Annotated in this window: 25 protein-coding genes; 14 read left to right on the top strand and 11 right to left on the bottom strand. The window is 61.8% G+C overall.

Annotated features, from left to right (window positions below):
- Together C6W91_RS14580 and C6W91_RS14575 are read left to right on the top strand one after the other, a co-directional pair.
- Positions 1 to 182, top strand: a 182-nt coding sequence (locus C6W91_RS14580; RefSeq protein WP_370570970.1) for a hypothetical protein, incomplete at its 5' end; no start/stop codon positions are given.
- Between the two features lie 50 nt (positions 183 to 232).
- On the top strand, positions 233 to 766 hold the full coding sequence (locus C6W91_RS14575; protein ID WP_370570969.1) for a hypothetical protein: 534 nt from the start codon (positions 233 to 235) through the stop codon (positions 764 to 766).
- Positions 767 to 798: 32 nt separating this feature from the next.
- On the opposite strand, the gene C6W91_RS14570 is transcribed toward C6W91_RS14575, so the two are convergent.
- Positions 799 to 1,101, bottom strand: a complete 303-nt coding sequence (locus C6W91_RS14570; protein ID WP_274835010.1) for a DUF6476 family protein — start codon at positions 1,099 to 1,101, stop codon at positions 799 to 801.
- Between C6W91_RS14570 and C6W91_RS14565 the strand changes: the two genes are divergently transcribed.
- Both C6W91_RS14565 and rpoH read left to right on the top strand, forming a co-directional pair.
- Entirely contained in the window at positions 1,100 to 2,134 is a 1,035-nt protein-coding gene (locus C6W91_RS14565) for an RluA family pseudouridine synthase (RefSeq protein WP_370570968.1), read from the top strand. The two genes, C6W91_RS14570 and C6W91_RS14565, sit on opposite strands and share 2 nt — an antisense overlap.
- A gap of 167 nt (positions 2,135 to 2,301) precedes the next feature.
- Positions 2,302 to 3,198 carry an RNA polymerase sigma factor RpoH gene (gene rpoH / locus C6W91_RS14560; RefSeq protein ID WP_065272972.1) on the top strand — a complete coding sequence of 299 codons (897 nt, stop codon included), beginning with the start codon at positions 2,302 to 2,304 and terminating at the stop codon, positions 3,196 to 3,198.
- 137 nt (positions 3,199 to 3,335) lie between these two features.
- Here rpoH and C6W91_RS14555 read toward each other — a convergent pair whose 3' ends face one another.
- Complete coding sequence (locus tag C6W91_RS14555) at positions 3,336 to 3,917, bottom strand: hemerythrin domain-containing protein (RefSeq protein ID WP_274837758.1); 582 nt, start codon at positions 3,915 to 3,917, stop codon at positions 3,336 to 3,338.
- A gap of 602 nt (positions 3,918 to 4,519) precedes the next feature.
- On the bottom strand, positions 4,520 to 5,692 hold the full coding sequence (locus tag C6W91_RS14550; RefSeq protein WP_274837757.1) for a dipeptidase: 1,173 nt from the start codon (positions 5,690 to 5,692) through the stop codon (positions 4,520 to 4,522).
- Between the two features lie 158 nt (positions 5,693 to 5,850).
- Here C6W91_RS14550 and C6W91_RS14545 point away from each other — a divergent pair, with 158 nt between their 5' ends.
- Both C6W91_RS14545 and C6W91_RS14540 read left to right on the top strand, forming a co-directional pair.
- Positions 5,851 to 6,120, top strand: a complete 270-nt coding sequence (locus C6W91_RS14545; RefSeq protein ID WP_274830083.1) for a DksA/TraR family C4-type zinc finger protein — start codon at positions 5,851 to 5,853, stop codon at positions 6,118 to 6,120.
- 115 nt (positions 6,121 to 6,235) lie between these two features.
- Positions 6,236 to 6,970 carry a sulfite exporter TauE/SafE family protein gene (locus tag C6W91_RS14540; RefSeq protein WP_342455887.1) on the top strand — a complete coding sequence of 245 codons (735 nt, stop codon included), beginning with the start codon at positions 6,236 to 6,238 and terminating at the stop codon, positions 6,968 to 6,970.
- Between the two features lie 135 nt (positions 6,971 to 7,105).
- Here C6W91_RS14540 and C6W91_RS14535 read toward each other — a convergent pair whose 3' ends face one another.
- The 3 genes from C6W91_RS14535 to C6W91_RS14525 all read right to left on the bottom strand — a co-directional run bounded on the left by C6W91_RS14535 (position 7,106) and on the right by C6W91_RS14525 (position 10,334).
- Complete coding sequence (locus C6W91_RS14535; protein ID WP_274839709.1) at positions 7,106 to 8,926, bottom strand: M3 family oligoendopeptidase; 1,821 nt, start codon at positions 8,924 to 8,926, stop codon at positions 7,106 to 7,108.
- 125 nt (positions 8,927 to 9,051) lie between these two features.
- Positions 9,052 to 10,026 (bottom strand): alpha/beta fold hydrolase, encoded by a 975-nt coding sequence (locus tag C6W91_RS14530; protein ID WP_370570973.1) that lies wholly within the window; start codon positions 10,024 to 10,026, stop codon positions 9,052 to 9,054.
- Between the two features lie 17 nt (positions 10,027 to 10,043).
- Entirely contained in the window at positions 10,044 to 10,334 is a 291-nt protein-coding gene (locus C6W91_RS14525; protein ID WP_274837856.1) for an SCP2 sterol-binding domain-containing protein, read from the bottom strand.
- A 101-nt stretch (positions 10,335 to 10,435) separates the two neighbouring features.
- On the opposite strand from C6W91_RS14525, the gene C6W91_RS14520 reads away from it, so the two are divergent.
- From C6W91_RS14520 to C6W91_RS14495, 6 genes are all read left to right on the top strand, one after another.
- Positions 10,436 to 11,014 (top strand): tetratricopeptide repeat protein, encoded by a 579-nt coding sequence (locus tag C6W91_RS14520; RefSeq protein WP_274830229.1) that lies wholly within the window; start codon positions 10,436 to 10,438, stop codon positions 11,012 to 11,014.
- Positions 11,015 to 11,040: 26 nt separating this feature from the next.
- Positions 11,041 to 13,995, top strand: a complete 2,955-nt coding sequence (locus C6W91_RS14515) for a helicase-related protein (RefSeq protein ID WP_274837756.1) — start codon at positions 11,041 to 11,043, stop codon at positions 13,993 to 13,995.
- Between the two features lie 7 nt (positions 13,996 to 14,002).
- Entirely contained in the window at positions 14,003 to 14,377 is a 375-nt protein-coding gene (locus C6W91_RS14510; RefSeq protein ID WP_065272979.1) for an RNA-binding S4 domain-containing protein, read from the top strand.
- 63 nt (positions 14,378 to 14,440) lie between these two features.
- The gene (gene fdxA, locus C6W91_RS14505) at positions 14,441 to 14,779 is read left to right on the top strand and encodes a ferredoxin FdxA (RefSeq protein ID WP_065272980.1); all 339 of its coding nucleotides are present in this window, start codon (positions 14,441 to 14,443) and stop codon (positions 14,777 to 14,779) included.
- A gap of 357 nt (positions 14,780 to 15,136) precedes the next feature.
- A complete protein-coding gene (locus tag C6W91_RS14500) occupies positions 15,137 to 15,652 on the top strand; it encodes a CarD family transcriptional regulator (RefSeq protein WP_065272981.1) in 516 nt (171 codons plus the stop codon).
- A 129-nt stretch (positions 15,653 to 15,781) separates the two neighbouring features.
- Positions 15,782 to 16,555 (top strand): ion channel, encoded by a 774-nt coding sequence (locus C6W91_RS14495; RefSeq protein WP_274830080.1) that lies wholly within the window; start codon positions 15,782 to 15,784, stop codon positions 16,553 to 16,555.
- Positions 16,556 to 16,559: 4 nt separating this feature from the next.
- Here C6W91_RS14495 and cobS read toward each other — a convergent pair whose 3' ends face one another.
- Positions 16,560 to 17,315, bottom strand: a complete 756-nt coding sequence (gene cobS / locus C6W91_RS14490; RefSeq protein ID WP_274835005.1) for an adenosylcobinamide-GDP ribazoletransferase — start codon at positions 17,313 to 17,315, stop codon at positions 16,560 to 16,562.
- Positions 17,316 to 17,416: 101 nt separating this feature from the next.
- Between cobS and cobT the strand changes: the two genes are divergently transcribed.
- Positions 17,417 to 18,433 (top strand): nicotinate-nucleotide--dimethylbenzimidazole phosphoribosyltransferase, encoded by a 1,017-nt coding sequence (cobT, locus tag C6W91_RS14485; RefSeq protein ID WP_274837755.1) that lies wholly within the window; start codon positions 17,417 to 17,419, stop codon positions 18,431 to 18,433.
- Positions 18,434 to 18,463: 30 nt separating this feature from the next.
- On the opposite strand, the gene C6W91_RS14480 is transcribed toward cobT, so the two are convergent.
- From C6W91_RS14480 to C6W91_RS14470, 3 genes are all read right to left on the bottom strand, one after another.
- A complete protein-coding gene (locus C6W91_RS14480) occupies positions 18,464 to 20,344 on the bottom strand; it encodes a monovalent cation:proton antiporter-2 (CPA2) family protein (RefSeq protein ID WP_274837754.1) in 1,881 nt (626 codons plus the stop codon).
- 105 nt (positions 20,345 to 20,449) lie between these two features.
- Complete coding sequence (locus C6W91_RS14475) at positions 20,450 to 21,670, bottom strand: PAS domain-containing protein (protein ID WP_065272986.1); 1,221 nt, start codon at positions 21,668 to 21,670, stop codon at positions 20,450 to 20,452.
- A 61-nt stretch (positions 21,671 to 21,731) separates the two neighbouring features.
- Positions 21,732 to 22,187, bottom strand: a complete 456-nt coding sequence (locus C6W91_RS14470) for an Lrp/AsnC family transcriptional regulator (RefSeq protein ID WP_065272987.1) — start codon at positions 22,185 to 22,187, stop codon at positions 21,732 to 21,734.
- A gap of 144 nt (positions 22,188 to 22,331) precedes the next feature.
- Between C6W91_RS14470 and hppD the strand changes: the two genes are divergently transcribed.
- Positions 22,332 to 23,432, top strand: a complete 1,101-nt coding sequence (gene hppD, locus C6W91_RS14465) for a 4-hydroxyphenylpyruvate dioxygenase (protein ID WP_274832974.1) — start codon at positions 22,332 to 22,334, stop codon at positions 23,430 to 23,432.
- A 236-nt stretch (positions 23,433 to 23,668) separates the two neighbouring features.
- Here hppD and C6W91_RS14460 read toward each other — a convergent pair whose 3' ends face one another.
- Complete coding sequence (locus C6W91_RS14460) at positions 23,669 to 26,440, bottom strand: hypothetical protein (protein WP_370570967.1); 2,772 nt, start codon at positions 26,438 to 26,440, stop codon at positions 23,669 to 23,671.
- Between the last annotated feature and the right edge of the window lie 81 nt (positions 26,441 to 26,521).

Below are 26,521 nucleotides of genomic sequence, written 5' to 3'. Positions count from 1 at the left end.
ACACCGACCCTTCACATGCCCGGAGCGCGCCGCCAGGGAATTTCCACAGCATTCGCGACACGACCCTTGCAACGACGGCGCGGGAATGGGACAGTTTCAACATGATTTCTGCCGATGGCCCGTTTGCGGGGCCACTGCTGCTTTGGTGGCAGGGGCATGGTGTATTGGTATTCGAGGGTTGAGTGACATGACGCAAAGTTTCCTAAGCAGATGTGCGGCGGCGTCCGCAGTGATGGCCGTGACGGCGCGGCCGGTTCTGGCGCAGTCAGCGCCGGTTCTTTACACGGTTATCGTTCCGGCGGGCGAATTCGGATCAGCGGCGTTCCTGCGTCAGCTGGTGACGAGCCTCTCCGCCGCCAAGGCCTTTTGCGCTGATATTGACGCTGCGGAATACCGGGTGGATTGCCTTGCGGAGCGTCTGGAAAGCGTTTCAGCGGAAATCCCCGAGGATTCGGATTACGAGGAGGTCCGCCAGGTTCTGCGGGATACAGCGCGGGACATTCACCGTCTGACTCGCAATAACCGGGATTGGAAGCAGGGGAATGCCTATGCGTCGCGCAAGGCGTCGCCCTCGGACCGAACCACGCGTCCGCTGACGCCGGTCAATCCGGCACGGGCAGCGCAGGTCAATCAGCAGGCCAGCGCCATTTTGGATCAGGCGCAGACGGTCCTGTTGCGCAGCGCCGAAGCGGCAGAAGAGCGGCGTTCGCAATATGTGCAGATTGCCGAGGCGCTGGGATCGAACAAGGTGCTGCTGCGTTCCTGATCCAGACCGCCCGCCTTGCTGTGCCGGGGGGGCTATTTCAGCTCGATTTCCTGCCGGACTGCACTGGTTTCGGGATCCAGAATCAGGATCCGCTGATCCTGGGTCACCACCGCCACCCAGCCGGTGCCAAAGGTGACAGCCTCGGCCGTGACGCCGTCGGGCAGGGTGATGCTTTCGGGAAGCGAGGGCCCGTCTGCAGACAGACGGATGACAAGCAGCGAGATTACTAATACAAGCCCGCCAATCATGACCACGGTCAGCGTGGTCACCAGTCGGCGCAGGAACTTCAGCTGCGGCGGCTCTTCTTGCAATTCGGGTTTGGAAGGATCTGTCATGGAGCGCCGCCGGATAGAATTCGTTATCGCGGAAAATCCGCCTAAACGGCTTGATAAAGCGGTTTCGCGTGATGTGCCAGAGGAGGCAACCCTATCGCGGACCCGTCTGGCGCGGCTGATTGACGAGGGCGCGCTGTCCGTTGACGGGCAAGTGGTGCGCGATCCCAAGGCGCGGGTCGAGGCAGGCGCGGTGATCTCGGTTACCGTCGAGGAAGCCAGTGACAGCCATATTGGCCCCGAGGATATCCCGCTAGATGTGGTGTTCGAGGATGACGATCTGATCGTCGTCAACAAACCGGCGGGCATGGTGGTGCATCCGGCGCCGGGCACGCCTTCGGGCACACTGGTCAACGCGCTGATGCATCATTGCGGCGATAACCTGTCTGGTGTCGGTGGGGTGAAGCGCCCCGGTATCGTGCATCGCATCGACAAGGAAACCTCGGGTCTTCTGGTGGTGGCGAAATCCGATGTTGCGCATCAGGGGCTTGCGGCGCAGTTCGAACGTCACACGGTCGAACGCTATTACCGCGCGGTCTGCTATGGAGTGCCCGATGCCAACGATCCCCGACTGCGCGGTGTCAAAGGCGCCAGTTTCGAGACCGGCAACATCCTGAAGCTGACCACCCAGTTGGCTCGCCACAAGACCGACCGACAGCGTCAGGCGGTGCTGTTTCAGGGCGGTCGCCACGCGGTGACGCGGGCGCGTATCGTGGAGCCTTTTGGCAATCCGCCGGTGGCGGCGCTGATCGAATGCTGGCTGGAAACCGGCCGGACCCATCAGATCCGGGTGCATATGGCCCATGCAGGTCATGGGCTGATCGGTGATCCGACCTATGGCGGCAAACGCAAGCTGCCGGTTAAGGCGCTGAGCGAAAAGGCGCTTGCGGCGGTTCAGGCCTTTCCGCGGCAGGCACTGCATGCGGCAGTTCTGGGCTTTACCCATCCGGTCAGCGGCGAAACGGTGCGGTTCGAGGCGCCCTTGCCGCAGGATATGCAGGACCTTCTGGAGGCGGCGCGCGGCGCAAAAGGGTGATCTATGGGCCGCCGATAGGGGCCTGTGATCAAGATTACAGACCGTGATCGCAGGTTCGGTATAAGGTGTGATTATCGGTAGGACTTGAAACGGAAGAACCTCTTCCCCATATTCGTCCTACAACAACGCTGATGTTAAGTCCTTAAACATTGGGAGGGACAGACCGAATGGCGAATTATGCGAACCTGCCTGCACCAACACCGGAAGGTGGCCTGAACCGTTATATGCAGGAAATCCGGAAGTTCCCGCTGCTGGAGCCGGAAGAAGAATACATGCTGGCCAAGCGGTGGGTCGAAGAGCAGGACACCAAGGCGGCGCATAAGATGGTCACCTCCCACCTGCGTCTGGCGGCCAAGATCGCCATGGGATACCGCGGTTACGGTCTGCCCCAAGCCGAGGTGATCTCGGAAGCGAACGTTGGTCTGATGCAGGCGGTGAAACGCTTTGATCCTGAAAAAGGTTTCCGTCTGGCGACCTATGCCATGTGGTGGATCCGCGCCTCGATCCAGGAGTATATCCTGCGGTCCTGGAGCCTTGTGAAACTGGGCACCACCTCGGGCCAGAAGAAACTGTTCTTCAACCTGCGCAAGGCTAAGGCCCGTATCGGCGCCCTGGAAGAGGGCGATCTGCGTCCGGAAAACGTCAAGAAGATCGCGACCGATCTGGGCGTGACCGAAGCCGAAGTAATCTCGATGAACCGCCGCATGTCCGGTGGCGACGCGTCGCTCAATGCCACTGTCGGCAGCGAGGGCGAGGGCACCATGCAGTGGCAGGACTGGCTGGAAGACGAAGATGCCGACCAGGCGGGCGATTACGAGGCACGGGACGAGCTGGAAGCGCGCCGCGAATTGCTGGCGCAGGCGCTTGATGTGCTGAATGACCGGGAAAAGGATATCCTGACCCAGCGCCGTCTTGCCGACAAACCGGTGACTCTGGAAGAGCTGAGCACCCAGTATGACGTCAGCCGCGAACGTATCCGCCAGATCGAGGTGCGCGCGTTTGAGAAGCTGCAAAACAAGATGCGGGCTTTGGCGTCGGAAAAAGGTATGCTGACCAGCGCCTGAAGACAGGCTGCGAATGAACGGCAAAGAAATGCAAAAGGGTTGCCCTGCGGGCAGCCCTTTTTTCTTTCGGTCACGGATTGGGATGCGGGCGAAAACGCATTGGATGCCGACGTTGCTGAGACGTCTTGGCGGCGCTGTCAGATCGACCCGAGATAATACCCGATAGCCTCTGCCAGTTCAGTTTCCTCATAGCCAAAATGGGAACGCACAACCTCTTCCAGTTTTCTGAATGTCGCGGCGGCCTGAGCGAAGTTTGCATCGCTGGGATTTTCGGCCAGCGTATGCGCTGCACGACCAAGGCGGATGATCAGCTCATGAACCACCTCGTGTTCTGCCTTCAACTTGGCGATGACTTCGCGGAACTTTCCACCGCCCGCAGCCTCGATCCGGGGGAACATGTCAGCGCCTTCGATATCGTGGTGCATCTTGAGCACCTGGCACTCGCGCCCGCAAAGCGATCCGAACGCGCGGAAATTCTCAGCCATGTCGAGTGAAAGCACGATCTGCTTCAGGTGCTCAGGCGGGGTGTCCCGCGCCTCGATCCGGGTCAGGACCGCAGCGATCTGGGCTATCTCCATCAGGTAATGACGATGGATTGCTGCCAGTTGTCGCCCCTGGTGACGGTGTGCGTCCGTTGCTTCCGGCACCAGCGGTGCTTTGGGGCGGGCAGCCTCGTCGAGGCTGAGTTCATCCAGAGTTTGGGTTGAAAGATCGGTCATGATGGACATGAAAAGCCTTGTTCAGGCTAAGTCAAGGACGTCTGCTTTTTGGTTCAGGGCGGCCGTTAATGTTGCGACGGTGTGGGAATAGACTGATGCATCTGGGGGCAAAACGCGCAGGCTTTGGACGAGTACATGCCTGTAGCGTCCAAGCATAGGCCAGTCAGCGAAAGGCTGGCGCGTTGGCTGGCAAGCTGAAAGACCTTTGGGGGCGACCTGATCAACGGCTGGCGAAAGGCTGGCAAGGATGATCGAGCTGCGCTGGCGAAGTGCTGGCGTTGTGTGGCTGGCTGGAAATCAGGAGGCTGGCGATGCTGGCTGTCTGGCTGGGACCCGGTAGGGTGTCCTCGCTGGAGTGCTAGCTTTGCGTGCTGCCGTTGATTCTGGCTTGCTGCAGATCTTGAAACCTCGATAGGCAATAGCGGAGGGGTGGTCAAGAAAAATGTGTAAATTCAAATACTTGATAAGTTTTGTCGGGATTTTGCCGCAGGAGCGATAGCAGACTAAATCCGCGAGATAGATCTGCAGGCCAGAACGGGGAACGCCGCCCCGGCGAGGGGGCGGCGCGATGCAACGTTGTCTTTTTCCGGCGCAGCGGTGGATCAGTCCAGCCGGGCCCGGATCACCCGCAGCATGTTTTCCCCGGCGACCTTGCGGATCTGTTCCGGCGTCAGCCCGGCCTCCAGCATGGCATGGGTGAGGGCGGCAAGTTCCGAGGTGTCGAAGGTGGTCTCGACCGAGCCGTCGAAATCCGACCCCAGCGCGACGTGATCCTCTCCCACGACCTCGATCCCGGCCTTCACCGCGGCGGCGACGCCCGCAGGGCTGTCATCGCAGATCGCATCCTTCCAGTAGCCGATACCGATGACCCCGCCCTTGGCCGCGATCTCCCGCATCAGATCGTCCTGAAAATTCCGTTTGACGGGGCAGGCCTTGTGAATGCCGCCATGGGAGACGACCAGCGGAATATCGGTCATCTCGAGAACATCACGCGCCACTTGCGGGCTGGAATGGGCGAGATCAAGGATCAGCCCCCGCTCCACCACGGCCTGCACGACCGAGCGTCCGAAATCTGTCAGCCCGGCATTGCTGGCGCCATGTAGCGACCCGCCGAGCGCGTTGTCGAAAAAGTGCTGTAGGGCCACCAGCCGGTACCCGGCATCCTGCAAGCCCTGCAGGTTGTCGAGGTTTCCTTCCAGGGGATGCGCGCCTTCGATACCAAGAATCCCGCCGACCACGGCCTCGCCCGACAGCTTGCGCTCCAGCAGCGCATCAAGGTCGGCTTCGGATTTGATGATATGCAGTTTGCCGTCCGACTTTTCTTCAAACCCGTGCAGTTTTTCCGCCTGATAGACGGCGCGCTCATACAGCGAGCCCCAGGTGCGCATGGGCCACATCTGTGCCACTGCCAAGAGGGTAATATTGTCCATCGCGTCGGTTTCATTGTGGTCATAGTTCTGACCGGCGGGGGATTTTGTTACGGCGGTGAAAACCTGCAAGGCCACGTTGCCTTCGATCAGGCGGGGGATGTCGACCTGACCCCGGTTGCCACGCTTTGTGAGGTCGCGTTTCCACAGCAGGGGATCGGCATGCAGATCGCCGATCAGCAGCGTCTTGTGCAGCTCGGCCGCCTCGTCGCTGACGGGGTAGGGATCGTGCTCGGCCACTACGTTGCGGCCATTTTCGATATAGCCCGGCACAAAGATCAGTACGCCGATCACCACCACGACCAGCAGGACCACCAGCCGTCCCAGCCATTTTGCAAGTTTTCGCATGAAATACCCTCCCCAAAATCTGCTCAAAGAAACTGCTGGCAGGCTACTGCGGACAGGGCAGGGCGCAAGGAAAACGTCGGGGCAGCCGCCCGGCTTGCCCCGCGCGGTTTGGGCGCCTAGGCTGCGGGTCTTCGCATCAGGACGCAGGAGGGCGTGATATGGCAGGCGGATGGGCGCGCGACGGCGCGGTGAGCGAGCAGATCGAAGCCTCGATCAGCGATGAGCTGGCGCGGATGAAAGCGCAGCAACAGCCCGTCGGCGAAAGTCTGACCCATTGCGCGGATTGTGAAGAAGAGATTCCCGAAAAACGCCGCCTGGCCCGCCCGGGTGTGAAGCTATGCATCGATTGTCAGGAAGAACGCGACGGAGCAAAGGCGCAGCGCGGCGGCATCAACCGGCGCGGATCGAAGGACAGTCAGTTGAAGTGATCGCGGGGGCAGATGGCTTCTTTGAGCCCAAATGGTTTGATGCTGCGGGGACTATCAACGGCAGCTTTTCCAAAATAGACACGAGAAAATTCAACCTCGATATGGAACAGATCAAATGCCAGCTAGTTTGTTGCCCGATTTAGGGCCTTGGATGATCTGTGCTTTGACGGTTTTCGTGGGAACGTTGGTGCAACGCTTATCGGGTGCTGGCTACGGTATGTTTGCAGCACCTGTCATGGCTTTAGTGGCACCCGAATGGTTGCCCGGAACGGTTGTTCTTGTCGGTTTCTTTATTGGGGTGGGATCTTTCTTGAACGCGAAAGATGCTGTCCAGTGGCGCGACTTGCCACCTGGCTTCGCTGGACGCATCCTCGGGGCGGGGATTGCGGCGTATATTGCCGCAACTGTCGTAGGGACAGATGGTTTGGCGATTATCGTGGGATTCGTCGTTCTGTTTGCAGTTATGCTTACGCTACTCGGCCTGACATGTCCGATCTCCAGGGGCTCACTTTTCATTGCCGGGGGAGTCAGTGGTGTTATGGGGACGCTTACCGGCATTGGTGCTCCGCCAATGGCAATCCTTTACTCCGGTGTCGAGACGCGAAGAGCTGCCGCAACCCAAAACGCATTCTATGGCTTTGGCACCCTAGTTGCGATCATCGCACTCTCGATAGCACATGTCCTCTCGTGGCCGCAGCTTGCATTCGCCATTTCTCTTGCGCCACTGGTTCCCGTGGCATTGTGGGGGTCTAGACCGCTAGCGGCGCGGTTCGAGCGCGGTGCGATACGGCCTTGTGCGCTTGGGCTGGCAACCTTGTCAGCGCTCGCATTACTGAGCAGGAGCCTCTAGTCCCTGCGCTTGCCTACGTCGATGTGCTTGGGCGCTTGGAAATATTGCGGTCCTTCAGAGCGCCAGTTTAAATTGCAGCTCAGTTCGCACAGCGGACGATCAGGCGGGCGCTGGGCACCCGCCTGACGCGATGGATCAATCCTCCATAGCCTCCAGCTCGTCGATCATGCCGGAAATCATCGAAAGACCCTTGTCCCAGAACTTGGGATCCGAGGCATCAAGGCCGAAGGGCGCTAGAAGCTCCTTGTGGTGCTTGGAACCACCCGCCTTCAGCATGTCGAAATACTTCTCCTGGAAGCCTTCGGGGTTTTCCTCGTAGACCGAGTAGAGCGCGTTCACCAGCCCGTCGCCGAATGCATAGGCGTAGACGTAGAAGGGCGAGTGCACGAAATGCGGGATATAGGCCCAGAAGGTCTCGTACCCTTCCATGAAATCAAAGGCTTCGCCCAGGGATTCGGCCTGCACCGACATCCAGAGCGCGTTAATGTCATCGGGCGTCAGCTCTCCGCCGCGGCGCGCCTCGTGCAGTTTGCACTCAAAATCATAAAAGGCGATCTGGCGCACGACCGTGTTGATCATGTCCTCGACCTTGCCCGCCAGCAGCACGCGGCGTTCATTCTGGTCCTTGGCCTTTTCCAGCATCTTGCGGAAGGTCAGCATCTCGCCGAACACGGACGCGGTTTCCGCCAGGGTCAGCGGGGTGGAGGAGAGCATTTCGCCCTGACCGGCGGCCAGCACCTGATGCACGCCATGGCCCAGCTCATGCGCGAGGGTCATCACGTCGCGCGGTTTGCCGAGATAGTTCAGCATCACATAGGGGTGCACATCGGTGACGGTGGGATGGGCAAAGGCGCCCGGCGCCTTGCCGGGTTTCACGCCCGCGTCAATCCAGCCCTTGTTGAAGAAGGGATCGGCGATTTCGGCCATGCGCGGATCAAAGGCGCCATAGGCCTCCATCACGATGTCGCGGGCCTCATCCCAGCCGACGGTGCGGGAGACTTCCATCGGCAGTGGCGCGTTGCGGTCCCAAACCTGCATGCGGTCCAGGCCCAGCCATTTGCGCTTCAGCTCGTAATAGCGGTGCGACAGCTTGGGGTAGGCGGCCACGACGGCTTCGCGCAGGGCCTCGACCACTTCGGGTTCGACATCATTGGCCAGATGGCGGCCCATCTGCGCCGAGGGCATACCGCGCCAGCGGTCGACGATTTCCTTTTCCTTCGCTTGCGTGTTGTGGACGCGGGCAAAGATCTTGATGTTTTCGGCAAAGACCCGCGCCAGTTCGCGTGCCGCGGCTTCGCGTTTGCTGCGGTCTTGGTCGGTCAGGAAGTTCAGCGTGCCTTCGATGTTCATCTCTTCACCGTCTACGGTGAAGGTCAGACCGGCGATGGTCTCATCAAACAACTTCTCCCAGGCGTCGCCGACCACGCCCAGATCGTGCAGGAATTTTTCTAGCTCATCCGACAGCTGGTACGGCTTCATCGCGCGGATGCGGCGGAAGACGGGTTCATAGCGTGCGAGATCCGCATTGGCGGCAAACAGCGCCTTCAGCTTGTCATCTTCGATACGGTTGATCTCGAGCGTGAAGAAGACCAATGGCGTGGTGAAGACGGTGACCTTTTCCTGGCAATCCGACAGGAATTTGGCGCGGTCTGCATCGGTGGTCAGCTGGTAATAACGCAGGCCCGCATAGGACATCAGGCGCCCGGCGATGGCGTTGATTTTCTCGTTGCGCAGAACGCAGTCCAGCAGACCCGCCGCATCAAGATCGGCCAGCTTGCCTTCGTAATCGGCGGCAAAGGCGCTGCATTCCTGCTCCAGCCAATCCAGATCGCGTGCCAGTTCGGGGGCGTCATCAGCGGTGTAAAGATCGGTCAGATCCCATTCGGGCAGATTGCCGAAGGCGTCAGAGCCTCCACCGGCATTGGCGTCACGAACGGGGAAAGGCAGTTGAAACATGGGGCCTCCTTGAAGCGTCATGTGAAAAGATGAGGCACAGCCGCGCCGTGCCATTCGATTGACATCTAAGCAGCGGCGCGGGGGATCACAAGCGATCAGCGGCGCCGCCCATCAGCCGGGGGCGTTCAGCCCCGGTATTGGTCAAAGAGGGCGCACATGCGGTCAAAGGTGTGCTGGCGGATGGCTGGACCTTCCATCACCACCTCGTGCTGGGCGCCCTGAACCAGATCCAGCTCGCCGCCGGGCCAGCGCTGCATGCGGTCCTTGATGGCGTCAGTATTTACGATCTGCTCGTCGCTGCCGAGGAAGGTGATGCAGGGTAGCGCCGGAGAGGGGCGCTGGGCCAGGGCGGCGCATTCCTGCAGTCCTTCGCTCAGCCAATGTACGGTTGGTCCGCCCAGTGTCAGATCCGGCTGGGCCTCCAGCTGTTCCTGCATGAACCGGTACATATCCGCGTCATTGGTCAGAGTGTTGCCTTCGTAGGGGGCGGATTGCACGTAATGCCCCTTGGTCGTGGTGGGCGCGCGCATTGCGCTGAAACCCAGATGTGGCGCCAAAGCGCCTAAGATGCGTGCGACGGGGCGCGTGGCGGCGGGGATCTGGATCCCCCACATTGGCCCGGTGAAGGCGCAGGCCTTGACCGGCAACCCTTCGATCAGGGCGCGCAGCCCGATGGCGCCGCCCATGGAGTGAGCCAGCAGGAACCAGGGCTTCGGCAGGTCAAGCTGCTGCGCCAGTTGCACCACTGCTGCGACGTCCTGCTGAAAGTCGGGGAAATGCTGAACATGGCCAAGACGCCGGTCGTCCAGCATCCGGTCGGCCAGCCCCTGTCCGCGCCAGTCCACGGCCAGCGTCGCAAAGCCGCGCCGACCCAGGTCGATGGCTGCAGGGCCGTATTTTTCGATATATTCGGTGCGTCCGGGAAAGATCAGCACCGTGCCCTTGATCGCCTCGCGCGGCAGACCGTCGGGCAGCCAATGGCCCACGCGGATGCGCAGGCCATCTTTGGTGGTCACCCAATGGGCTTCTCCCCCTTCCGGACCATCGGCGATATCGCGAAAATACGGGGCAGGGGTCAGATCCATCGGGCGTGTCTCCATCATTCAGGCTAGTGTGGTCAGGCGAGGGCCGAGGCCAGTTTCATCGCCGTGCCCATGTCGCCGTCAACGCTCAGCTTGCCGGTCATGAAGGCGCTGGTGGGGTTGAGTTCACCCGACAGGATCGCCTCAAAGGTTTCGGCATCGGCGGACATGGTGACATCGGTTTCTTCGTCGCTGATCCGGGCGCCGTCGCTGTCCAGCACGATCGCGCCCATGTCGGCGATTTCGAACTTGGCGCTGCCGTCAAAACCGGCCGCGTCGAGTTTTTCGTTCAGGGCGGCGGCGGCTTGTGTCAGGGTGTCGCTCATCGGGTCTTCCTCGCTCATTTGCAGGGGCATCGCACTTTTATGTGAAGCTTTCGTCTACGGCACTGGAAAATGCGATGCACGGGGTTACACTGAGGGTCATCATGGTTGCAAATGTTCCGAACCTCAAAGCTATCGTGGCGGCAACGGCGCTGACAGTCACGTTTTCCCTGCCTTCGGCGGTTCTGGCACAGGTCGGAACCGGTGCCCCGGATGAGGCGGCGCTATTGGCAGAGCTGTCGGTGGCCGATCCCACCGATGCCGCTGCCATCGATCGTGAGCTGCAGGCGCTGTGGCGCAAAAGCGGCTCGCCTGCGATGGATCTGCTGCTGACGCGCGGCGTCCGGGCGCTGGAGCGGGGCGACACGCAAGAGGCAATCGAGCATCTGACCGCGCTGACCGATCACGCGCCGGGATTCGCGCGTGGCTGGTACGAGCGGGCGCGCGCCTATTTCGTCATCGGCCTTTATGGTCCCTCGGTGGCGGATCTGGAGCATGCGCTGGCGCTGAACCCCAATAATTACGACGCGATCTACGCGCTGGGCACCATCTTTGAACAGTTCCGCGATCCCCAGAATGCCTATGCCGCCTATTTGCGCGCCAAGGCTATACATCCGACGCATCAGGAAGTAACCAAGGCGCTCGACCGATTGGCGCCCTTGGTCGAGGGCAAGGAACTCTAGGCCCCGACCGGGGCAGGGGCGGTGCTATGGCAAACGCATCACGGGTGACGGCGGTCTTGGGGCCGACCAACACCGGCAAAACCCATTACGCAATCGACAGGATGCTGGGGTATCGGACGGGGATCATGGGATTCCCGCTGCGGCTGCTTGCGCGCGAGGTCTATGACAAGATCGTCGCGGCGCGCGGCCCTTCTGTGGTGGCGCTGCTGACCGGAGAAGAGCGGATCGTGCCGCCACGCGCGCAATACTGGATTTGCACCGTTGAGGCGATGCCAGAGGGGATGGGCTGTGACTTCCTCGCCATCGACGAAATCCAGCTTTGCGCCGATCCGGAACGAGGCCATGTCTTTACCGACCGGCTGCTGCGGGCGCGGGGCACCCATGAGACGCTGTTTCTGGGCGCCGACACCATGCGCGGGCCGATTCAAGCGCTGGTGCCGGGTGTGGAATTCGTGCGCCGGGAACGGATGTCCGATCTTGTCTATGCCGGATCGAAGAAAATCAGCCGGATGCCGCCGCGCACCGCTATTGTCGGCTTCTCGGTCGATAACGTTTATGCCATCGCCGAGCTGATCCGCCGCCAGAAGGGGGGCGCTGCGGTGGTGATGGGGGCGCTGTCCCCGCGCACCCGTAACGCGCAGGTGGCGCTCTATCAGAATGGAGAGGTCGACTATCTGGTGGCCACCGATGCCATCGGCATGGGGTTGAACCTTGATATCGATCATGTCGCCTTTGCCTCGACCTCCAAATTCGATGGCCGCCGCATGCGGCCGCTGGCAGCAAACGAGCTGGCCCAGATCGCAGGCCGCGCCGGGCGCGGCATGAGCCACGGTTCCTTCGGGGTGACCGGCGATGCCCGCCCTCTGGACGAAGGCACGGCGCAGGCGATCATGGAGCACCGTTTCACGCCGCTGAAAAAGCTGAACTGGCGCTCCTCCGCGCTGCAATTCGGTACTGTCGAGGCGTTGATCCGCTCGCTTGAGGCAGCGCCGCAGGATGAATTCCTGATGAAGGCGCGCGAGGCCGATGACCTTGGCGCGCTGAAAGCATTGTCGCAGGATCCCGATATTCTGGCCCGGACTACCAATGCGCCTTCGGTGCGGCTGTTGTGGGATGTCTGCCGGATTCCCGATTTCCGTGGTATAAGCCATGCCGAACATGCGTCGCTGTTGCGGGGGATCTTCAATCACCTGCATGGCGGCGGCGTCGTGCCCGACGATTGGCTGGCCCGACAGATCAAGCGGATCGACCGGACGGACGGAAATATCGATGCCTTGTCCAAACGGTTGGCATTTATCCGCACATGGACCTATGTGGCACAAAGGAAAGGCTGGCTGCGTGACGAAATCCATTGGCGGAATGAGACTCGCGCTGTAGAAGACAGGTTGTCGGACGCATTGCACGAACGTCTGACTGAAAAATTTGTGGACCGGCGCACATCCGTGCTCTTGCGCCGGCTCAAGCAGAAGGAGGCCCTTTTGGCCGAAGTGAATGACAAGGGTGAAGTGACCGTCGAAGGCGAATTCGTCGGACGGCTCGAAGGGTTCCGGTTCTCGCCTGACAAGGGCGCAGAAGGTGCTGAAGCGAAGGCGTTGAAATCCGCGTCTTTGCAGGCGCTCGCTCCGCATTTTCATCTGCGGGCAGACCGGTTCTACAATGCGCCCGATACCGAAATTGATTTTACCGAACAGGGTGGCCTCATGTGGGGCGATAGCGCCATCGGCAAATTGGTCGCCGGTGCAGATCCGCTGACCCCTGGCGTGCAGGTCTTTGTCGACGATGCAGCCGGGACCGAGGTTGCGCAAAAGGTCGAACGCCGCCTGCAGCATTTCATCTCCCGCAAGGTCCAGTCGCTGTTTGAACCGCTGCTGAACCTGCAAAAGGACGAGGAACTGAACGGGCTGGCCCGTGGTTTTGCCTTCCGCATGGTCGAGGCGCTGGGCCTGCTGCCCCGCCACACCGTCGCGCAGGAGGTCAAGGATCTGGACCAGGACGCCCGTGGCGCGCTGCGCAAGCACGGTGTGCGGTTCGGCCAGTTCACCATCTTCATGCCGCTGCTGCTGAAACCGGCGCCGACTCGTCTGCGTCTGGTGCTGTGGTCGCTGGCAAACGGGCTGCAGGACTTCCCCGAGGCACCGCCTCCGGGTCTGGTGACCGTGCCCGCGCTGAAAGACGCACCGCAGGGCTATGACACAATGTCCGGCTACCGCGAAGCGGGTGAGCGGATGATCCGCATCGATATGCTGGAACGGCTGGCCGACATGCTGCGCGCCGAAGACAGCCGCGGCGGTTTCGAAGCCAAGCCCGACATGCTGTCGATTACCGGTATGACGCTGGAGCAATTCGCGGACCTGATGCAGGGCCTTGGCTATCGCGCCGAAAAGGGCGAACGCGAAAAGGTCAAACCGGCGGATGCAGTTGTCGCTGAAACCGGCACGCCCGCGGCAGGTCAGCCTGTCATGGATGCCGCGGCGGACGCGGAAAACACCCCGGCCGCTACGCCTGCGGGTGAGGGCGCTGCGCCTGCCGCAGATGTGGTGCCTGAAGCTGCCGCCATCGCAGACGAAGGCGTGGCGCCGATTGCGGAAACCGGTTCGGATGCTGCAGCGGAAGAACCCGTGCCTGAGGTCGCCGAGAATGAAACCCCGGTGGGCGAAGCGGCAGATGCCTCTGTTGAGGCGCCTGAAGTCGAGGTCTTCTATACTTTCACCTGGGGCGGTCGTGCCCGTCAGGGCGGCAACCGCGGTCAGCGCCGTGGCCAGCAAGGCCAGGACGCCCGTGGCAATGCCGGTGGCGGCAAGGGCAAACCCCGCGGTGCCAAAGGCGGCGCTGGTGGCGGCAAACCCGGTGGCAAGAAAGGCGGACGTCCTCAGCAGCAGGGCGGTAAGACCTATTCGGCCCGCCCGCCGAAGAAGGAAAAGAAGATCGATCCCGACAACCCCTTCGCCGCGGCGCTGATGGGGCTGAAACAGGGCGACTGATCCGGCCATGCAGGAGGGCGCGGCAAAGATCCGTATCGATAAATGGCTATGGCATGCGCGGTTTTTCAAAACCCGTAGCCTGGCCGCGAAACAGGTCAGCGCCGGTCACGTCCGCCTGAATGCCGACAAGATCTCGAAACCGGCTCAGAACGTCACCCCGGGTGACGTTCTGACCTTTCCGCAGGGGCGGCAGATTCGGGTTGTCCGTGTCGAAGCAATCGGCGAACGGCGCGGACCGGCGCCTGAAGCACAAACCCTGTATTTCGACATGACCGAAAAACAGGAAAGCGTTCCGGCCAATCCGCGCTTTGAGGGAAAGGGCCGCCCTGATAAGAAATCTCGCAGGGCGCTTGATCTTACCCGCAGGGGCGACATCCATTGACATCTTGAAGATGGCGCCGCTCTGGATTAGCTAGACGCCAAACAGAAAACGGGACCTGGCACTATGACCTATGTCGTTACGGAAAACTGCATCGCCTGCAAATACACCGATTGTGTTGAGGTCTGCCCTGTAGACTGTTTCTACGAAGGCGAGAACACGCTAGTCATCCACCCGGATGAATGCATTGACTGCGGTGTCTGTGAACCAGAATGCCCCGCCGACGCGATCCGCCCGGATACCGAGCCGGACATGGACAAATGGGTTGAGTTCAACCGCAAGTATTCCGAGATGTGGCCGGTGATCGTCTCCAAGAAAGACCCGATGCCCGGCGCAGAAGACCGCGACGGCGAAGAGGGCAAGATGGAGAAATACTTCTCCGAAGCTCCTGGCGAGGGCGGCTGAGCAGCTGAGCTCTGCCAGTTGATCCTCTGGTTTTCACGCGATTCGCGGGTTTTTGCCTCATTTGGGTGTGGCGGCGTGTGAAACGCATAGATTAGGTCCGAATCGCCTATAACACGCAGGTGTTTGCCCGGCGTTGTAAGGGTGCCTTCCGAATACCCCGATTTTGTGGTATGATCTGTCTCTGAGATGAACAGAACACGAGATGTTGTCCGACTGTTTGAATGCCCATTCATGCATTACGGGCAGATTTTCTGCGACTATCGCGTGGCGCGCGGATCACTGTAAGTGAGCCGGTGACCACTCTTTGTCGTTGTCGTGCCGGAACATGCATCCGGCTTATTGCGAGGAAAGACCTGTATGACAAAATCGAAGAAGCTCGAATTCCGCCCCAATGAGTATGTGGTTTACCCGGCGCATGGTGTCGGCCAGATCATCTCGATCGAGGAGCAGGAAGTGGCCGGCTTTGCGCTGGAGCTTTTCGTAATCACCTTTGAAAAGGACAAGATGACCCTGCGGGTGCCGACCAACAAGGCGGTCGAAGTGGGCATGCGCTCGCTCAGCTCTCCCGATGTGATCAACCAGGCCATGAAGACCCTCAAGGGCAAGGCCAAGGTCAAGCGGGCCATGTGGTCCCGCCGCGCGCAGGAATACGAACAGAAGATCAACTCCGGCGATCTGATCGCCATCGCCGAAGTGGTCCGCGACCTGCACCGCACCGACGATCAGCGTGAACAAAGCTATTCCGAGCGTCAGCTGTACGAGGCGGCGCTGGAGCGTCTGACCCGCGAAGTGGCTGCGGTTGCCGATGGTGACGAAATCTCGGCCGCCAAACAGGTGGATGAGGTTCTGACCTCACGCGCTGCTGCGGCCTGAGGCTGCCGGAAACAGCCGGACACCGAAAGACACATGCAAAAACAAAGGGCCGCGCCGGGTTGCGCGGCCCTTTGTTTTTCCGGATGTTCTGTTGAGCCGGGATTGGGGTAGAGCAGGGGCACAGCGGGCATGCAGAACCTGAAGAAACGCATCAACACCCTTTACGAGGGCGCCTCGCCCGGTGCGGTGCGGTTCCGCTATGGCATCATTATCTTTGATGCGCTGTCGATCCTGTTCTTCATTGCCACGGCGCATGTCGATCATGGCCCGATGCTGATCGCGATCAGCCAGCTGCTCGGCGTTATCATCGGGCTGGATCTGGCGGCGCGGCTGTGGATCGCCCGTAACCGCAAGGCCTTCCTGTGGCAGATCTATACGCTGGCCGATGTGACGGTGATCGTGACCCTGCTGCTGGATCCGTTGTTCTCCGGCAGCCTGGCTTTTTTGCGGATCCTGCGGGCGCTGCGGCTTATCCATTCCTACCATCTGCTCCGCGACCTGCGCCGCGACAGCGAATTCTTCCGCCGTAACGAGGATGCGCTTCTGGCCGGGGTCAACCTCTTCGTGTTCATCTTTGCCACCGCCATGGCGGTGCTGATCTTCTTTATCGATGAGACCCAGACCCAGTCGCCCTATGTGGATGCGCTCTATTTCACCGTTGCGACGCTGACCACCACCGGGTTTGGCGATATCACCATGGCCTCTCCGGCGGGCAAGATGTTTTCGGTCTTTGTCATGGTGGTGGGGGTGGCGCTGTTCGTGCGGCTGGCGCAGGCGATCTTTCAGCCGCAGAAGGTGCGTTATACCTGTCCTACCTGTGGCCTGACGCGGCACGATATCGACGCGGTCCACTGCAAGCATTGCGGCGAACAGCTGAAGATCCTGACCACCGGCGTCGAGTGACCCCTCAGAGCGCCAGCAAGACCAGCAGGCCCGTAAGCTCGCACAGTTGCTGGGTCGCGCCCAGAATATCGCCGGTCTGACCGCCGATCTTGGCCCGCGACAGCGCGCCAAGACCTGCCGTGACCAGCGCCATGATCACGGCCACGGCCAAGAGCTGCGACAAGGCGATGAATGGCAGCGCCAGACCCAGTGCCAGAACCCCGCCCAGCACAACGGGCAGGGCGCGGGGGCGTCCGACGCTGCGGGACAGGCCATCGGCGCGCGCATGGGGCTGGGCGTACATCAGAACCGGCATGGCAGCCCGGCTGAGCATGGCCAGCGCCAGCAGCGGCCAGGGGCCTGCGGTCTCCAAAAGGGCGGCCAGCGCCACCCAGCGCAGCCCCAGCCCGAGGATAAGCGCCAGCACCCCATAGGTGCCGATCTGGCTGTCCTTCATGATCTCCAGCCGACGCGCAGGCTCGAACCCGCCCCACAGCCCATCGGCGGTGTCGGCTAGGCCATCCTCGTGCATGGCGCCGGTGAGCAGGATCTGCACTGCCAGCGCCAGCCCGGCGGCAACCAACGGCGGCAGGCCAAGCGTGAGGGCCAGGCTGGCCGCAATCGCGGCGGGCAAGGCGACAGTGACGCCCGCCAGCGGAAAGGCCCAGACCGCTGCCGATTGCCGTTTGAACGTCTCTGCCGACAGGTGCGGCAGGGGCAGGCGGGTCAGCAAAACCAGCGCCAGGGGAATGTCGGCTGCGCGGATGTCGGTTTTTCGCATTTGCGGGCCTCTTGCGGGACTTGCAGCGGGGGGGCGAGCGGTTAAACAGGTGCCCAATCGCTTTACCCGCGTACCGTAACCCTATGCAACGAGGCTGATCCATGCTGCCCCAGATATCTTCTCTTGATGACTTTCGTGCCCAGCTTGGTGCGGCACCGGCAGCAGATGCCTCCGCAACGCAGGGCGCCGAAGCGCGCAATGGGCAGCTGACCAAACCACCCGGGGCACTGGGTCGGCTGGAGGATCTTGCGATCTGGTATGCGGGCTGGCGCGGCAGCGACCGACCAGCCATTACCGCGCCGCAGGTGATCGTCTTTGCCGGTAATCACGGCGTGACGGCGCAGGGTGTGTCGGCCTTTCCGGCCGAGGTGACCGCCCAGATGGTTCTGAATTTCGAACATGGCGGGGCGGCGATCAATCAGCTCGCCGAATTCGCCGGAGCGCGCATGGATGTGCATGCGCTGGACCTTGACCGGCCAACGCAGGATTTCACCAAGGCCCCCGCGATGAGCGAGGCTGAGCTGCTCAGCGCCTTGCAGGCGGGTTGGGAGGCGGTGGACCCCACGGCGGATCTGCTGGTGGTGGGCGAAATGGGCATCGGCAACACCACCGCTGCGGCGGCCCTGTCCTGCGCGTTGTTCGGCGGCGCTGCAGCCGACTGGACCGGGCGCGGCACCGGCGTCGATGATGCCGGGCTGGCCAACAAGAGCCGGGTGGTGGCCGAGGGCGTCGCCCTGCACGGCCCCCAGATCAAGGATGGTCTCGATGCGCTGGCATGTCTTGGCGGGCGTGAGATTGCCGCCATGGCCGGTGCCATCGCGGCGGCCCGGATGCTGCGCATTCCGGTGATCCTGGATGGCTATATCTGCTGTTCCGCAGCAGCCTGCCTGCTGAAAACGCATGAGGGCGCGCTCGATCACGCGGTGGCCGGCCACAAGGGCGCAGAGGCCGCACATGTGATGTTGCTTGAAAAGCTGGGCAAGGAGCCGCTGCTGACCTTGGGACTGCGCCTTGGCGAAGGCTCTGGTGCGGCTCTGGCGATTCAGATCCTGAAAGGCGCCATCGCCTGCCACAGCGGCATGGCGACCTTTGCCGAGGCGGGCGTTACCGACGGCTGAGCGCGCTTCTGAAAACCCATCTGGCCGGGATCAGGAGGACTTTTGGTCCTTCTGCTCGGCCAGTTCCAAGAGGGCCGTCTCCAGATCTTTTTCCAGCTCGCGCGCACGGGCGATATAGGCCTTGTTTTCACTGGCCGGAGTGCCGGGGACCCAGTGCTTTGCCAGCTCGCGGATGGTCAGGCGATCATGGGCATAGAAGGTCTGTTCGGCCTGCGCGGCCTCATATTCGCTGAGGCCAATCCGCTCCAGCACGTAACGCCCGGCACGCAGGGAGCTATCGAACATTTCCCGCACGATGTCATTGGCACCAGCCTGATACAGATCGAAAACGTGATGCCGGTCATAGGCCCGGGCGATGATGTGGATACCGGGGTAGTTGCGCCGCACATAGTCCACCAGTTTCACGGTGTTCTCCGGATCATCCAGCGCGACCACAAGGATCTTGGCCTTTGCAATGCCGGCGGCCTTCAGCAGCTCGGGCCGGGTCGGATCGCCAAGAAAGCTTTTGACGCCGAAACGGCGCATCAGTTGAACGGCTTCCATGTCGTTGTCGAGCAGCACCGTCTTGAAGCCGCTGGCGCGGACAAGCCGGTTGACGATTTGGCCAAATCGGCCGATGCCGGCAATGATCACGGGGCCTTCCTCGTCGATTTCATCCGGGGCATGCTCCACCCGCGCCTCGCCCAACCGTTTGGACAACAGGTCATAGGCAATGAACAGCAGCGGCGTGATCAGCATCGACAGGGCGATGATCAGTAACAGTTTTTCCGACAGGGCGGGCGGGATAACGTTGAGCTGCCGGGAAAAGGCAAGCAGCACGAAGCCGAATTCACCTGCCTGCGCCAGCCCCAGCGTGAACAGCCAATGTGCCCGGCGGCGCAGGCCGAAGGCGCGGCCGACGAAATAGAGCACCAGCCCCTTGGCGACGATCACCAGCAGCGCGAGGCCGATCAGATCGCCGGGGCTGGCGAGGAACAGGCGGTAGTTGATCCCGGCGCCGACGGTGATGAAGAACAACCCCAGAAGCAGTCCTTTGAAAGGGTTGAGGTCGCTTTCCAGCTCGTGCCGGAACTCGGAGTTGGCCAGAACCACACCGGCCAGAAAGGCACCAAGCGCCGGGGACAGGCCGACCAGCGTCATCAGGAAGGAGATCCCGACAACGATCAGCAGCGCCAGCGCGGTATACATTTCCCGCAGGTTGGAGGCATGAATAAAGCGGAACAGCGGTCGGGTCAGATAGATCCCGGCCAGGATGATAAAGGCAACAGCGGCAATGGTGATCAGGGTCACGGCCCAGCCGGGCATGCCTTCGACCAGAGACAGCGAGCCATGCCCACCGTTGTGACCGGCCTCGGCGGCGCGCTGGATCGACCCGTCGGAGCCGATTTGCGGGCCACCGGTGGTCGCCAGCAGCGGTAGGAAAGCAAGGATCGGAATGACGGCGATATCCTGCGTCAGCAGCACCGAGAAGCTGGCCCGCCCGCCGCCGGTCTGCATCAGGCCCTTTTCTGACAGGGTCTGCAGCACGATCGCGGTCGAGGAAAGCGATAGCGCGAGGCCGATTGCAAGGCTCACCTGCCAAGGCTCCCCGGCGGCCATGGCAGCGCCCATCAGGGCCAGGGTACTGAACAGGACTTGCAAACCGCCAAGACCCAATAGCTTGTGCCGCATGGCCCAGAGTGCCCGCGGCTCAAGCTCCAGGCCGATCAGGAACAGCATCATCACGACGCCAAATTCGGCAAAATGCTGCAGGTCCTGGGTTTCAGAGCCGACAAAGCCGAAGACTGGTCCGATTAGGATGCCGGCTGCAAGGTATCCCAGCACCGAACCGAGCCCCAAGCGCGCTGCGATGGGGACCGCGATGACGGCGGCGGCGAGGTAAATCGAGGCTTGGTAGAGAAACGCGTCCATGCCGAAGGTATGGCAAGCGACAGCCGCCTTGGCAACGGGTTAGGGCGACTTGGGGATGTAGGCCGGGCCTATTGCGCCTGTTCCGCGACAGGCCCGGGCATGGTGTTATTTCTCGTGGATGCGGATGTCGCCGGACAGTTTCTCGATCCGCTCCAGCCGCTCGGAAATCCGGCGCTGGAAGACGCCAAGCTGGTCGATGATGTCCGAAAGGGTTTCGCCCGATTCCGGGAGGCGCGCGCTTTCGATCTTGCACAGCACCCGGGTCGAGCTGAGGCCAAGGAACTGGCGGTGCATGACCTGGCAGGCGTGCATGATTCTGTCTGCTTCGCGGTTGACGTCTTCCTGGCCGACGCGTTTGCGGTCCAGCTGGTCATTCACGATCTGCTTCAGAACGGCGCGCTCATGCGCCATATCGATCTCGCCCAGGGCGCGGCGTTCCATGCTCAGCTGTTGGTCGCACTCCTGCAGCATGCGGGTGATGCATTGCACCATCAGGCTGGTGTTGACGGTGGATTTGATGGTGGCAAAGGTGCTGTTTTCGCCCATCACATGGGCGGCGAACCAATCGGACATCTCGCGCGACATGGAACCGTAGTTCTGGGACAGGACGGTGACTGGACCGCCGGCGGGCTCGATACGCGATGCGATGACCCGCAGATTGTGGGGGATCGTGTGCATAGCGTCGAAATCCTTGACCAGACCTTCGGTCTGATCAACCAGGACCTGGGCGTTGTCGAGCATTCGGGCAAGCGCCAGCAGCGTTTCGTCCACCGGGTTCCCGAGGGCCGCATCGCGGGCCTTGAATTCCTCGCACAGAGCATGGGCTGCGAATTGATCGTAGTCTTCAAACCCTTTGCTGCGCACCCATTCCATCATGATTTCGGCGCTTTCGTCGGGGGAGAGGCCTTCCTGCTCTTCCGCCAGGCGCATCGTCTCGTAGATGGTTTGCACCTCCTCAAAGACCGGGCTGGTCGGCTTGATCCGGGCGGAGAGATAGCCATCCTTGTGGGGCACCACGACGGCGAAGACCCAATAGTACAGGCCGTCCTTGGCCAGGTTCTTGACATAGGCGCCGATGGTTTTGTCGGCCTTGATGGTGTCCCAGAACAGCTTGAACACGCCACGTGGCATATCCGGGTGGCGGATCACCTTGTGCGGTGCGCCGATCAGTTCAGGCCAATCGTAATCGGCAACCCGCCGGAAAATATAGTTTCCGGCCTCAATAACTCCGCGCTTATCGGTGCGAGAGAAAAACACTTCGTTCAATTTGAACGGGGCTTCTCCGCTGGACGGGCGGGTTTCAATACGGCGGTCGACAAATGACATTAGGTGTTCCCAGCTTTAGGCATGCGCAATGCATCTTTAGCGTGAGAATCTTCCCGTATCGTTAAGTCGGCAGGGGCGCATCGCGTTTTAACTGAGCCATTACGATCTGGCTTTGCACCCGTGCAACGGCTGGGTGTGTCAGCAGAACATCGTGGATCAGCGTGTTCAGCGCCTCAAGGTCGCGGCAATAGACCCTCAGCAGGTAGTCGGCCTCGCCGGTCATGGTCCAGGCTGAAGTGATTTCGGCCCGGGTGCTGACCAGCCGGGCAAAGCTGGCCGATTGTTCCGGGCCGTGGCTGCCAAGATGCACCTGTACAAATCCTTGCACCGCCAGCCCCAGTTTCGCCGCATCCAGCCGCGCCGCGTAACCCTGGATATACCCTTCGGCCTCCAGCCTTTGCCGCCGCCGTCCGGCCTGACTGGGTGACAGGTTCAAAAGCTCCCCCAGCTCCTGCGCCGTGAGGTGGGCGTTCTTCTGCAACGCGGCCAGAAGGCGGGTGTCGGTAGAATCGAGCATATGCGTGGTATTCCCGAAAAGACTGGAAAGTATGCGGTAATTGCGCATGAAATCCTAGCAGGAGGCCAATGAATGCGCAAACACTGCGTATCGAACGCGCTATCTTTATAGCAGAATTGAAACGCGCAATCAGGAGGAGCACCCATGGGTCCGTTCCCGCATAATGCCCCGAAATCCGTCATCAGCGAAGAGAACCCCGCAGGCACCGATGGTTTTGAATTCGTCGAATTCGCCAGTCCGGAGCCGCAGGAACTGCGCGACCTTTTCACCAAGATGGGCTACGAGCTGGTGGGCCGCCACAAGACCAAGCCGGGGATCGAGCTGTGGCAGCAGGGCGATATCACCTATATCCTGAACGCCGAAAAGGGCAGCTTTGCCGAGAAGTTCGTCGAAGAGCACGGCCCCTGCGCCCCTTCGATGGGCTGGCGCGTTGTGGATGCGCAAAAGGCATTTGATCACGCTGTTGCCAAGGGCGCCGAGCCTTATGAAGGCGATGACAAGACCATGAATGTGCCCGCGATCAAGGGCATCGGCGGCTCGCTGATCTACTTCATCGACCAGTACTATGAGACCTCGCCCTACAACGAGGAATTCGAGTGGCTGAAACAATCCAAGCCGCGCGGCGTGGGCTTCTACTATCTCGATCACCTGACCCACAATGTCTACAAGGGCAACATGGACAAGTGGTTCAAGTTCTACGGCGAGTTGTTCAACTTCAAGGAAATCCGCTTTTTCGACATCGAAGGCAAATTCACCGGTCTTCTGAGCCGCGCTCTGACCTCGCCCTGTGGCCGTATCCGCATCCCGATCAACGAGGATCGTGGCGAGACCGGCCAGATCGTCGCCTACCTGAAAAAGTACAAGGGCGAAGGCATCCAGCACATCGCCGTGGGTACCGAGAATATCTACGACTCCACCGACGAGATTTCCGAGCGTGGCATCAACTTCATGCCGGCCCCGCCGGAAACCTACTATGACCTCAGCCATGACCGTGTGGTCGGCCACGAAGAGCCGATCGAGCGCATGAAAAAACACGGCATCCTGATCGATGGCGAAGGCGTCGTGGATGGCGGTGAGACCAAGATCCTGCTGCAGATCTTCTCCAAGACCGTGATCGGCCCGATCTTCTTCGAATTCATCCAGCGCAAGGGCGACGATGGGTTTGGCGAGGGGAACTTCAAGGCGCTGTTCGAATCCATCGAGCAGGAGCAGATCAACAACGGCGAAATCCAGGCCGCCGAGTAATCCGGCGCGGATCCGGGGCTGCCTTTGGCGGTCTCGCGGTCTGGTCTGATTGTGTAAAGAGTGATTGGACCGGCTCCTGTTTGGGAGCCGGTTTTTTCATGTCGGGAGCGCATGTGAATGTGCGGTAGAGGACATGATGCCAGGTGGTCAGCGCAACACTGGCTCTTGCATGCCTTCGTGAGGAGTTTGTGGGGGGGCATGGAGGAACGGCGGAAAGAACCGGCTGCAGGCCAGTATTACTCGGGCATTTCCAGCGTGTGGTTGCGGCCGCTTTTCTGGTATTGCAGCCGGGCATCGCCGATGGCGACCACACGACCACCGTCGAGACGGTCGCCGACTTGGACCTTGCGATAGCGACCGCTCGGCAGGCGCACCAGTGCGCGACGGTCGGCAGAGGTGCCATAGACGCCGATCAGGTTCAGGCGGCGCAGGTTGATCGCATTGGTGATGGTGGCCTGCCGCGACACCGAGGCCGAGCTGGGCAGGCGCGGGGTAACGGTGGCAGGCACGGCTGCGGCGGTGGCCACTGCCGAGGTGCTGCGCTGCGCCCGGTCAACGATATTGGAGAAATTCGTCGGCCGCGCCCGCGGGGTGACAGAGGTGGCAACAGCCAGTGCGGTGGCAGGCTGGCTTTCCTGTTCTTCGGTCTTCAGTGAGGCCGGGCGGATGCGCGGGCGCAGGCTGGCCAGTTCGGCGCGGCTGCGCCCGCCCAGTTGCGCCCGTTCCACCTGTTCGGTGAGGTCGGCGGGCCGGGCACGCGGGCGCAGTTGTGACAGGGCTTCAAGCCGGGCCGCTTCGGCCTCTGCGGCTGCTGCCGCCTCGGCCACGGCGGGGTCGATACGTTCCGGTGTAGGCGGTGGCACGACCGGCGGGCGGCCCAGGAAAACCATCACGCCGTCGGGGTTCACGGTGCCTTCGGGCGTGGCTTCGACGAGCCCGCGCCGGTCCAGCGCGATGGCGCTGCCTGCGGCGGCGGGAGAGCTGACGACATCCGGGGCGTCATCGGTGCTCGCATCCGGTTGCGGTGGCAGGGCGACGGCGTCCTGCGACAGGTCGGTATCGTCGATCGAGGCCACATAGATACCGTCCAGATCCACCACCGCCGGGACCTGCGCGATTTCGGGCACCGCCTGCCAGATGCCGGTGGCGGCATATTGCGCGGCCTGCTCCAAGGCGCGGTCTTCGGCGCTGAGAGCTTCAGGTTCTGTTTCGGTCGCGGTGTCATCCAGCACACCATCGGCGATGGCTTCGGGGTCAAGCCGTGCGGTCTCGATATCGGCTTGATCCTGCGCGTCTGCGGTACCGGGGGTGTCCTCGGTGTCGGGAAGGAAGGTCACACCCGGGTCCGGCTGGTCCGGCAGGGCGCTGACCTGCGGCGCAATGGGCCGGTCTTCGGTGTCTGCCGTCAATACATCTGCCGGTGTGGTTTCAGCAGGCTCCGCGGAGGCCAGCGGCACAGAAGGTGCTTCGTCCGGCATCTCTGGCACTGTGGTTTCTGCCGGAGTTGCATCGCCTGGCTGCGGTGCCTCTGGTTCCGCTGCCGGTTCCGGGGTGCTGCCCCGCAGGGGGGTATCCTCGGCAGCGGGCTGATCCGAGAACCGGCCAAACAATCCGCCCGGGGACACATAGGCGAGCGCGGCGACGGTCACCATGAAAACCACCAGGAGGACCGTCAGGACCAGTCCCATGTTGCGCGGTTTTGCCGGGGTGCGGCTTGGTGCCGGTTTTCCGGATCCGGCTTTCTTTCCCAGCAGGCGGGCAAGCAAACCCGGAACTGCGCTCTCGCTTTTGCCGCTTTGCGGCTGGCCTGGCGGTGGCGTGATCGGGGTTGCAGGCGCCGCGCTGGCAGAGTCGGGCTGTTTCTTAGAGACCGGAGCGGCAGGCCCCTCGGGGGTACCGGTTTTCTGCGGTCCCTGACCCCCTTTCTGAGCGGTGATCTTGTGATCGGCCACCGGCGTCGGTGCTGCGCGGGTGGCGCCAGCGAGGGCAGGGGCCGCAGCGCCGCTGTCGGCCTTCCGGCGCCGGGTGCTGAAACCCATGGCCGGTCCCTGATCTTCGCCGGGGTCTTCCTCTGCTGCGCCCTCGGCGCCAGCCTTCGCAGAGATTTCGATCCGCGGGGACTTATCCCCGGCAGTCTTGTCCTCGGGGCGTAGAGGCTGGGCCTCGGCCTTGCCATCATCGGGCGTTTCCGCCTGCGTATCAGCAACGGAAACAGCGTCTTTGCTGGCGCCTTGGTCAGGGACACCCGGTTTTGCGGCTGGATTTTCCTCAGCGGTCTCCGGGGCCGGTTCCTGAGATTCATCCGGCGCGCCTGCTGCAGGCGCTGCTTCGTCGGCGAGAACTGGGGTCGCCTCGGCGGGGGCCTCGGTTTCTTTTCCGGCAGGCTCGCCAATCTTCTTGGCCTGCGGCGCGCTCTTTTCGGCGGCTTTGGGCGCACGCGGAATGACTGGTCCGATGTCGACAACCGCGATGCCATCCGGCTCAATCGGGGCGTCTCCGATCGCGGTGGAGGCGCCAAAGAACGGCTCCCCGAGAAAATCCATGTCGCCGGGTACGGCTACGAAACTGGCCGGGATGAACCCGTGTTCCAGCGCGAAGCCTTCGGCCTCTTCCAGGGTTTCGCGGGCGACGGCTGCCACATGGGTCAGCGGCCCGTCTTCGGAGATATCAAAGGACAGATCCGCCACAGCGTAGGGCGTGGCGCCTTCCAGCGCCTTTTTCGCCATCTCGCGCCGGGTGGGAGCGTCGGCAGTACCGGTTTCAACGGTCAGATAACGGATCTGATCGTTCGGAATCACCACCTTGCAACAGGTGGAGCCGCCCTCCGCCAGCGCCTCCCCGGCTGTGCGCAGATCGGCCAATGCCCGAGGCAGATCCGGGTGGCTCAGCGGCACCTTGCCAATATTGCGCCAGCCCCCGGCGGCGCGGCGCAGAAAGGCAATGCCTTCCGAAGACAGAGAGAGAGCAAACCCCGGTTTCATAGTGCGGTCAAACCATCCAAATTCCATGTGCCCGGACCGCTAAGTGCCCGTCTGGCCTTGCGGGCAGACCTTAAAGCAGGAGTTCGCCGAGGAAAAGGAAAAGACGGG

The sequence above is a fragment of the Phaeobacter sp. SYSU ZJ3003 genome (assembly GCF_041300735.1).
GTDB classification, from domain to species: Bacteria; Pseudomonadota; Alphaproteobacteria; order Rhodobacterales; family Rhodobacteraceae; genus Phycobacter; species Phycobacter gallaeciensis_A.
This window is presented reverse-complemented; position numbering and strand designations above follow the sequence as displayed.

Coding starts and splice junctions, on each gene's coding strand:
- C6W91_RS14575 (WP_370570969.1), top strand. CDS start 233: ATGGCCGTGACGGCGCGGCCGGTTCTGGCGCAGTCAGCGCCGGTTCTT.
- C6W91_RS14565 (WP_370570968.1), top strand. CDS start 1,100: ATGGAGCGCCGCCGGATAGAATTCGTTATCGCGGAAAATCCGCCTAAA.
- C6W91_RS14570 (WP_274835010.1), bottom strand. CDS start 1,101: ATGACAGATCCTTCCAAACCCGAATTGCAAGAAGAGCCGCCGCAGCTG.
- rpoH (WP_065272972.1), top strand. CDS start 2,302: ATGGCGAATTATGCGAACCTGCCTGCACCAACACCGGAAGGTGGCCTG.
- C6W91_RS14555 (WP_274837758.1), bottom strand. CDS start 3,917: ATGACCGATCTTTCAACCCAAACTCTGGATGAACTCAGCCTCGACGAG.
- C6W91_RS14550 (WP_274837757.1), bottom strand. CDS start 5,692: ATGCGAAAACTTGCAAAATGGCTGGGACGGCTGGTGGTCCTGCTGGTC.
- C6W91_RS14545 (WP_274830083.1), top strand. CDS start 5,851: ATGGCAGGCGGATGGGCGCGCGACGGCGCGGTGAGCGAGCAGATCGAA.
- C6W91_RS14540 (WP_342455887.1), top strand. CDS start 6,236: ATGCCAGCTAGTTTGTTGCCCGATTTAGGGCCTTGGATGATCTGTGCT.
- C6W91_RS14535 (WP_274839709.1), bottom strand. CDS start 8,926: ATGTTTCAACTGCCTTTCCCCGTTCGTGACGCCAATGCCGGTGGAGGC.
- C6W91_RS14530 (WP_370570973.1), bottom strand. CDS start 10,026: ATGGAGACACGCCCGATGGATCTGACCCCTGCCCCGTATTTTCGCGAT.
- C6W91_RS14525 (WP_274837856.1), bottom strand. CDS start 10,334: ATGAGCGACACCCTGACACAAGCCGCCGCCGCCCTGAACGAAAAACTC.
- C6W91_RS14520 (WP_274830229.1), top strand. CDS start 10,436: ATGGTTGCAAATGTTCCGAACCTCAAAGCTATCGTGGCGGCAACGGCG.
- C6W91_RS14515 (WP_274837756.1), top strand. CDS start 11,041: ATGGCAAACGCATCACGGGTGACGGCGGTCTTGGGGCCGACCAACACC.
- C6W91_RS14510 (WP_065272979.1), top strand. CDS start 14,003: ATGCAGGAGGGCGCGGCAAAGATCCGTATCGATAAATGGCTATGGCAT.
- fdxA (WP_065272980.1), top strand. CDS start 14,441: ATGACCTATGTCGTTACGGAAAACTGCATCGCCTGCAAATACACCGAT.
- C6W91_RS14500 (WP_065272981.1), top strand. CDS start 15,137: ATGACAAAATCGAAGAAGCTCGAATTCCGCCCCAATGAGTATGTGGTT.
- C6W91_RS14495 (WP_274830080.1), top strand. CDS start 15,782: ATGCAGAACCTGAAGAAACGCATCAACACCCTTTACGAGGGCGCCTCG.
- cobS (WP_274835005.1), bottom strand. CDS start 17,315: ATGCGAAAAACCGACATCCGCGCAGCCGACATTCCCCTGGCGCTGGTT.
- cobT (WP_274837755.1), top strand. CDS start 17,417: ATGCTGCCCCAGATATCTTCTCTTGATGACTTTCGTGCCCAGCTTGGT.
- C6W91_RS14480 (WP_274837754.1), bottom strand. CDS start 20,344: ATGGACGCGTTTCTCTACCAAGCCTCGATTTACCTCGCCGCCGCCGTC.
- C6W91_RS14475 (WP_065272986.1), bottom strand. CDS start 21,670: ATGTCATTTGTCGACCGCCGTATTGAAACCCGCCCGTCCAGCGGAGAA.
- C6W91_RS14470 (WP_065272987.1), bottom strand. CDS start 22,187: ATGCTCGATTCTACCGACACCCGCCTTCTGGCCGCGTTGCAGAAGAAC.
- hppD (WP_274832974.1), top strand. CDS start 22,332: ATGGGTCCGTTCCCGCATAATGCCCCGAAATCCGTCATCAGCGAAGAG.
- C6W91_RS14460 (WP_370570967.1), bottom strand. CDS start 26,440: ATGGAATTTGGATGGTTTGACCGCACTATGAAACCGGGGTTTGCTCTC.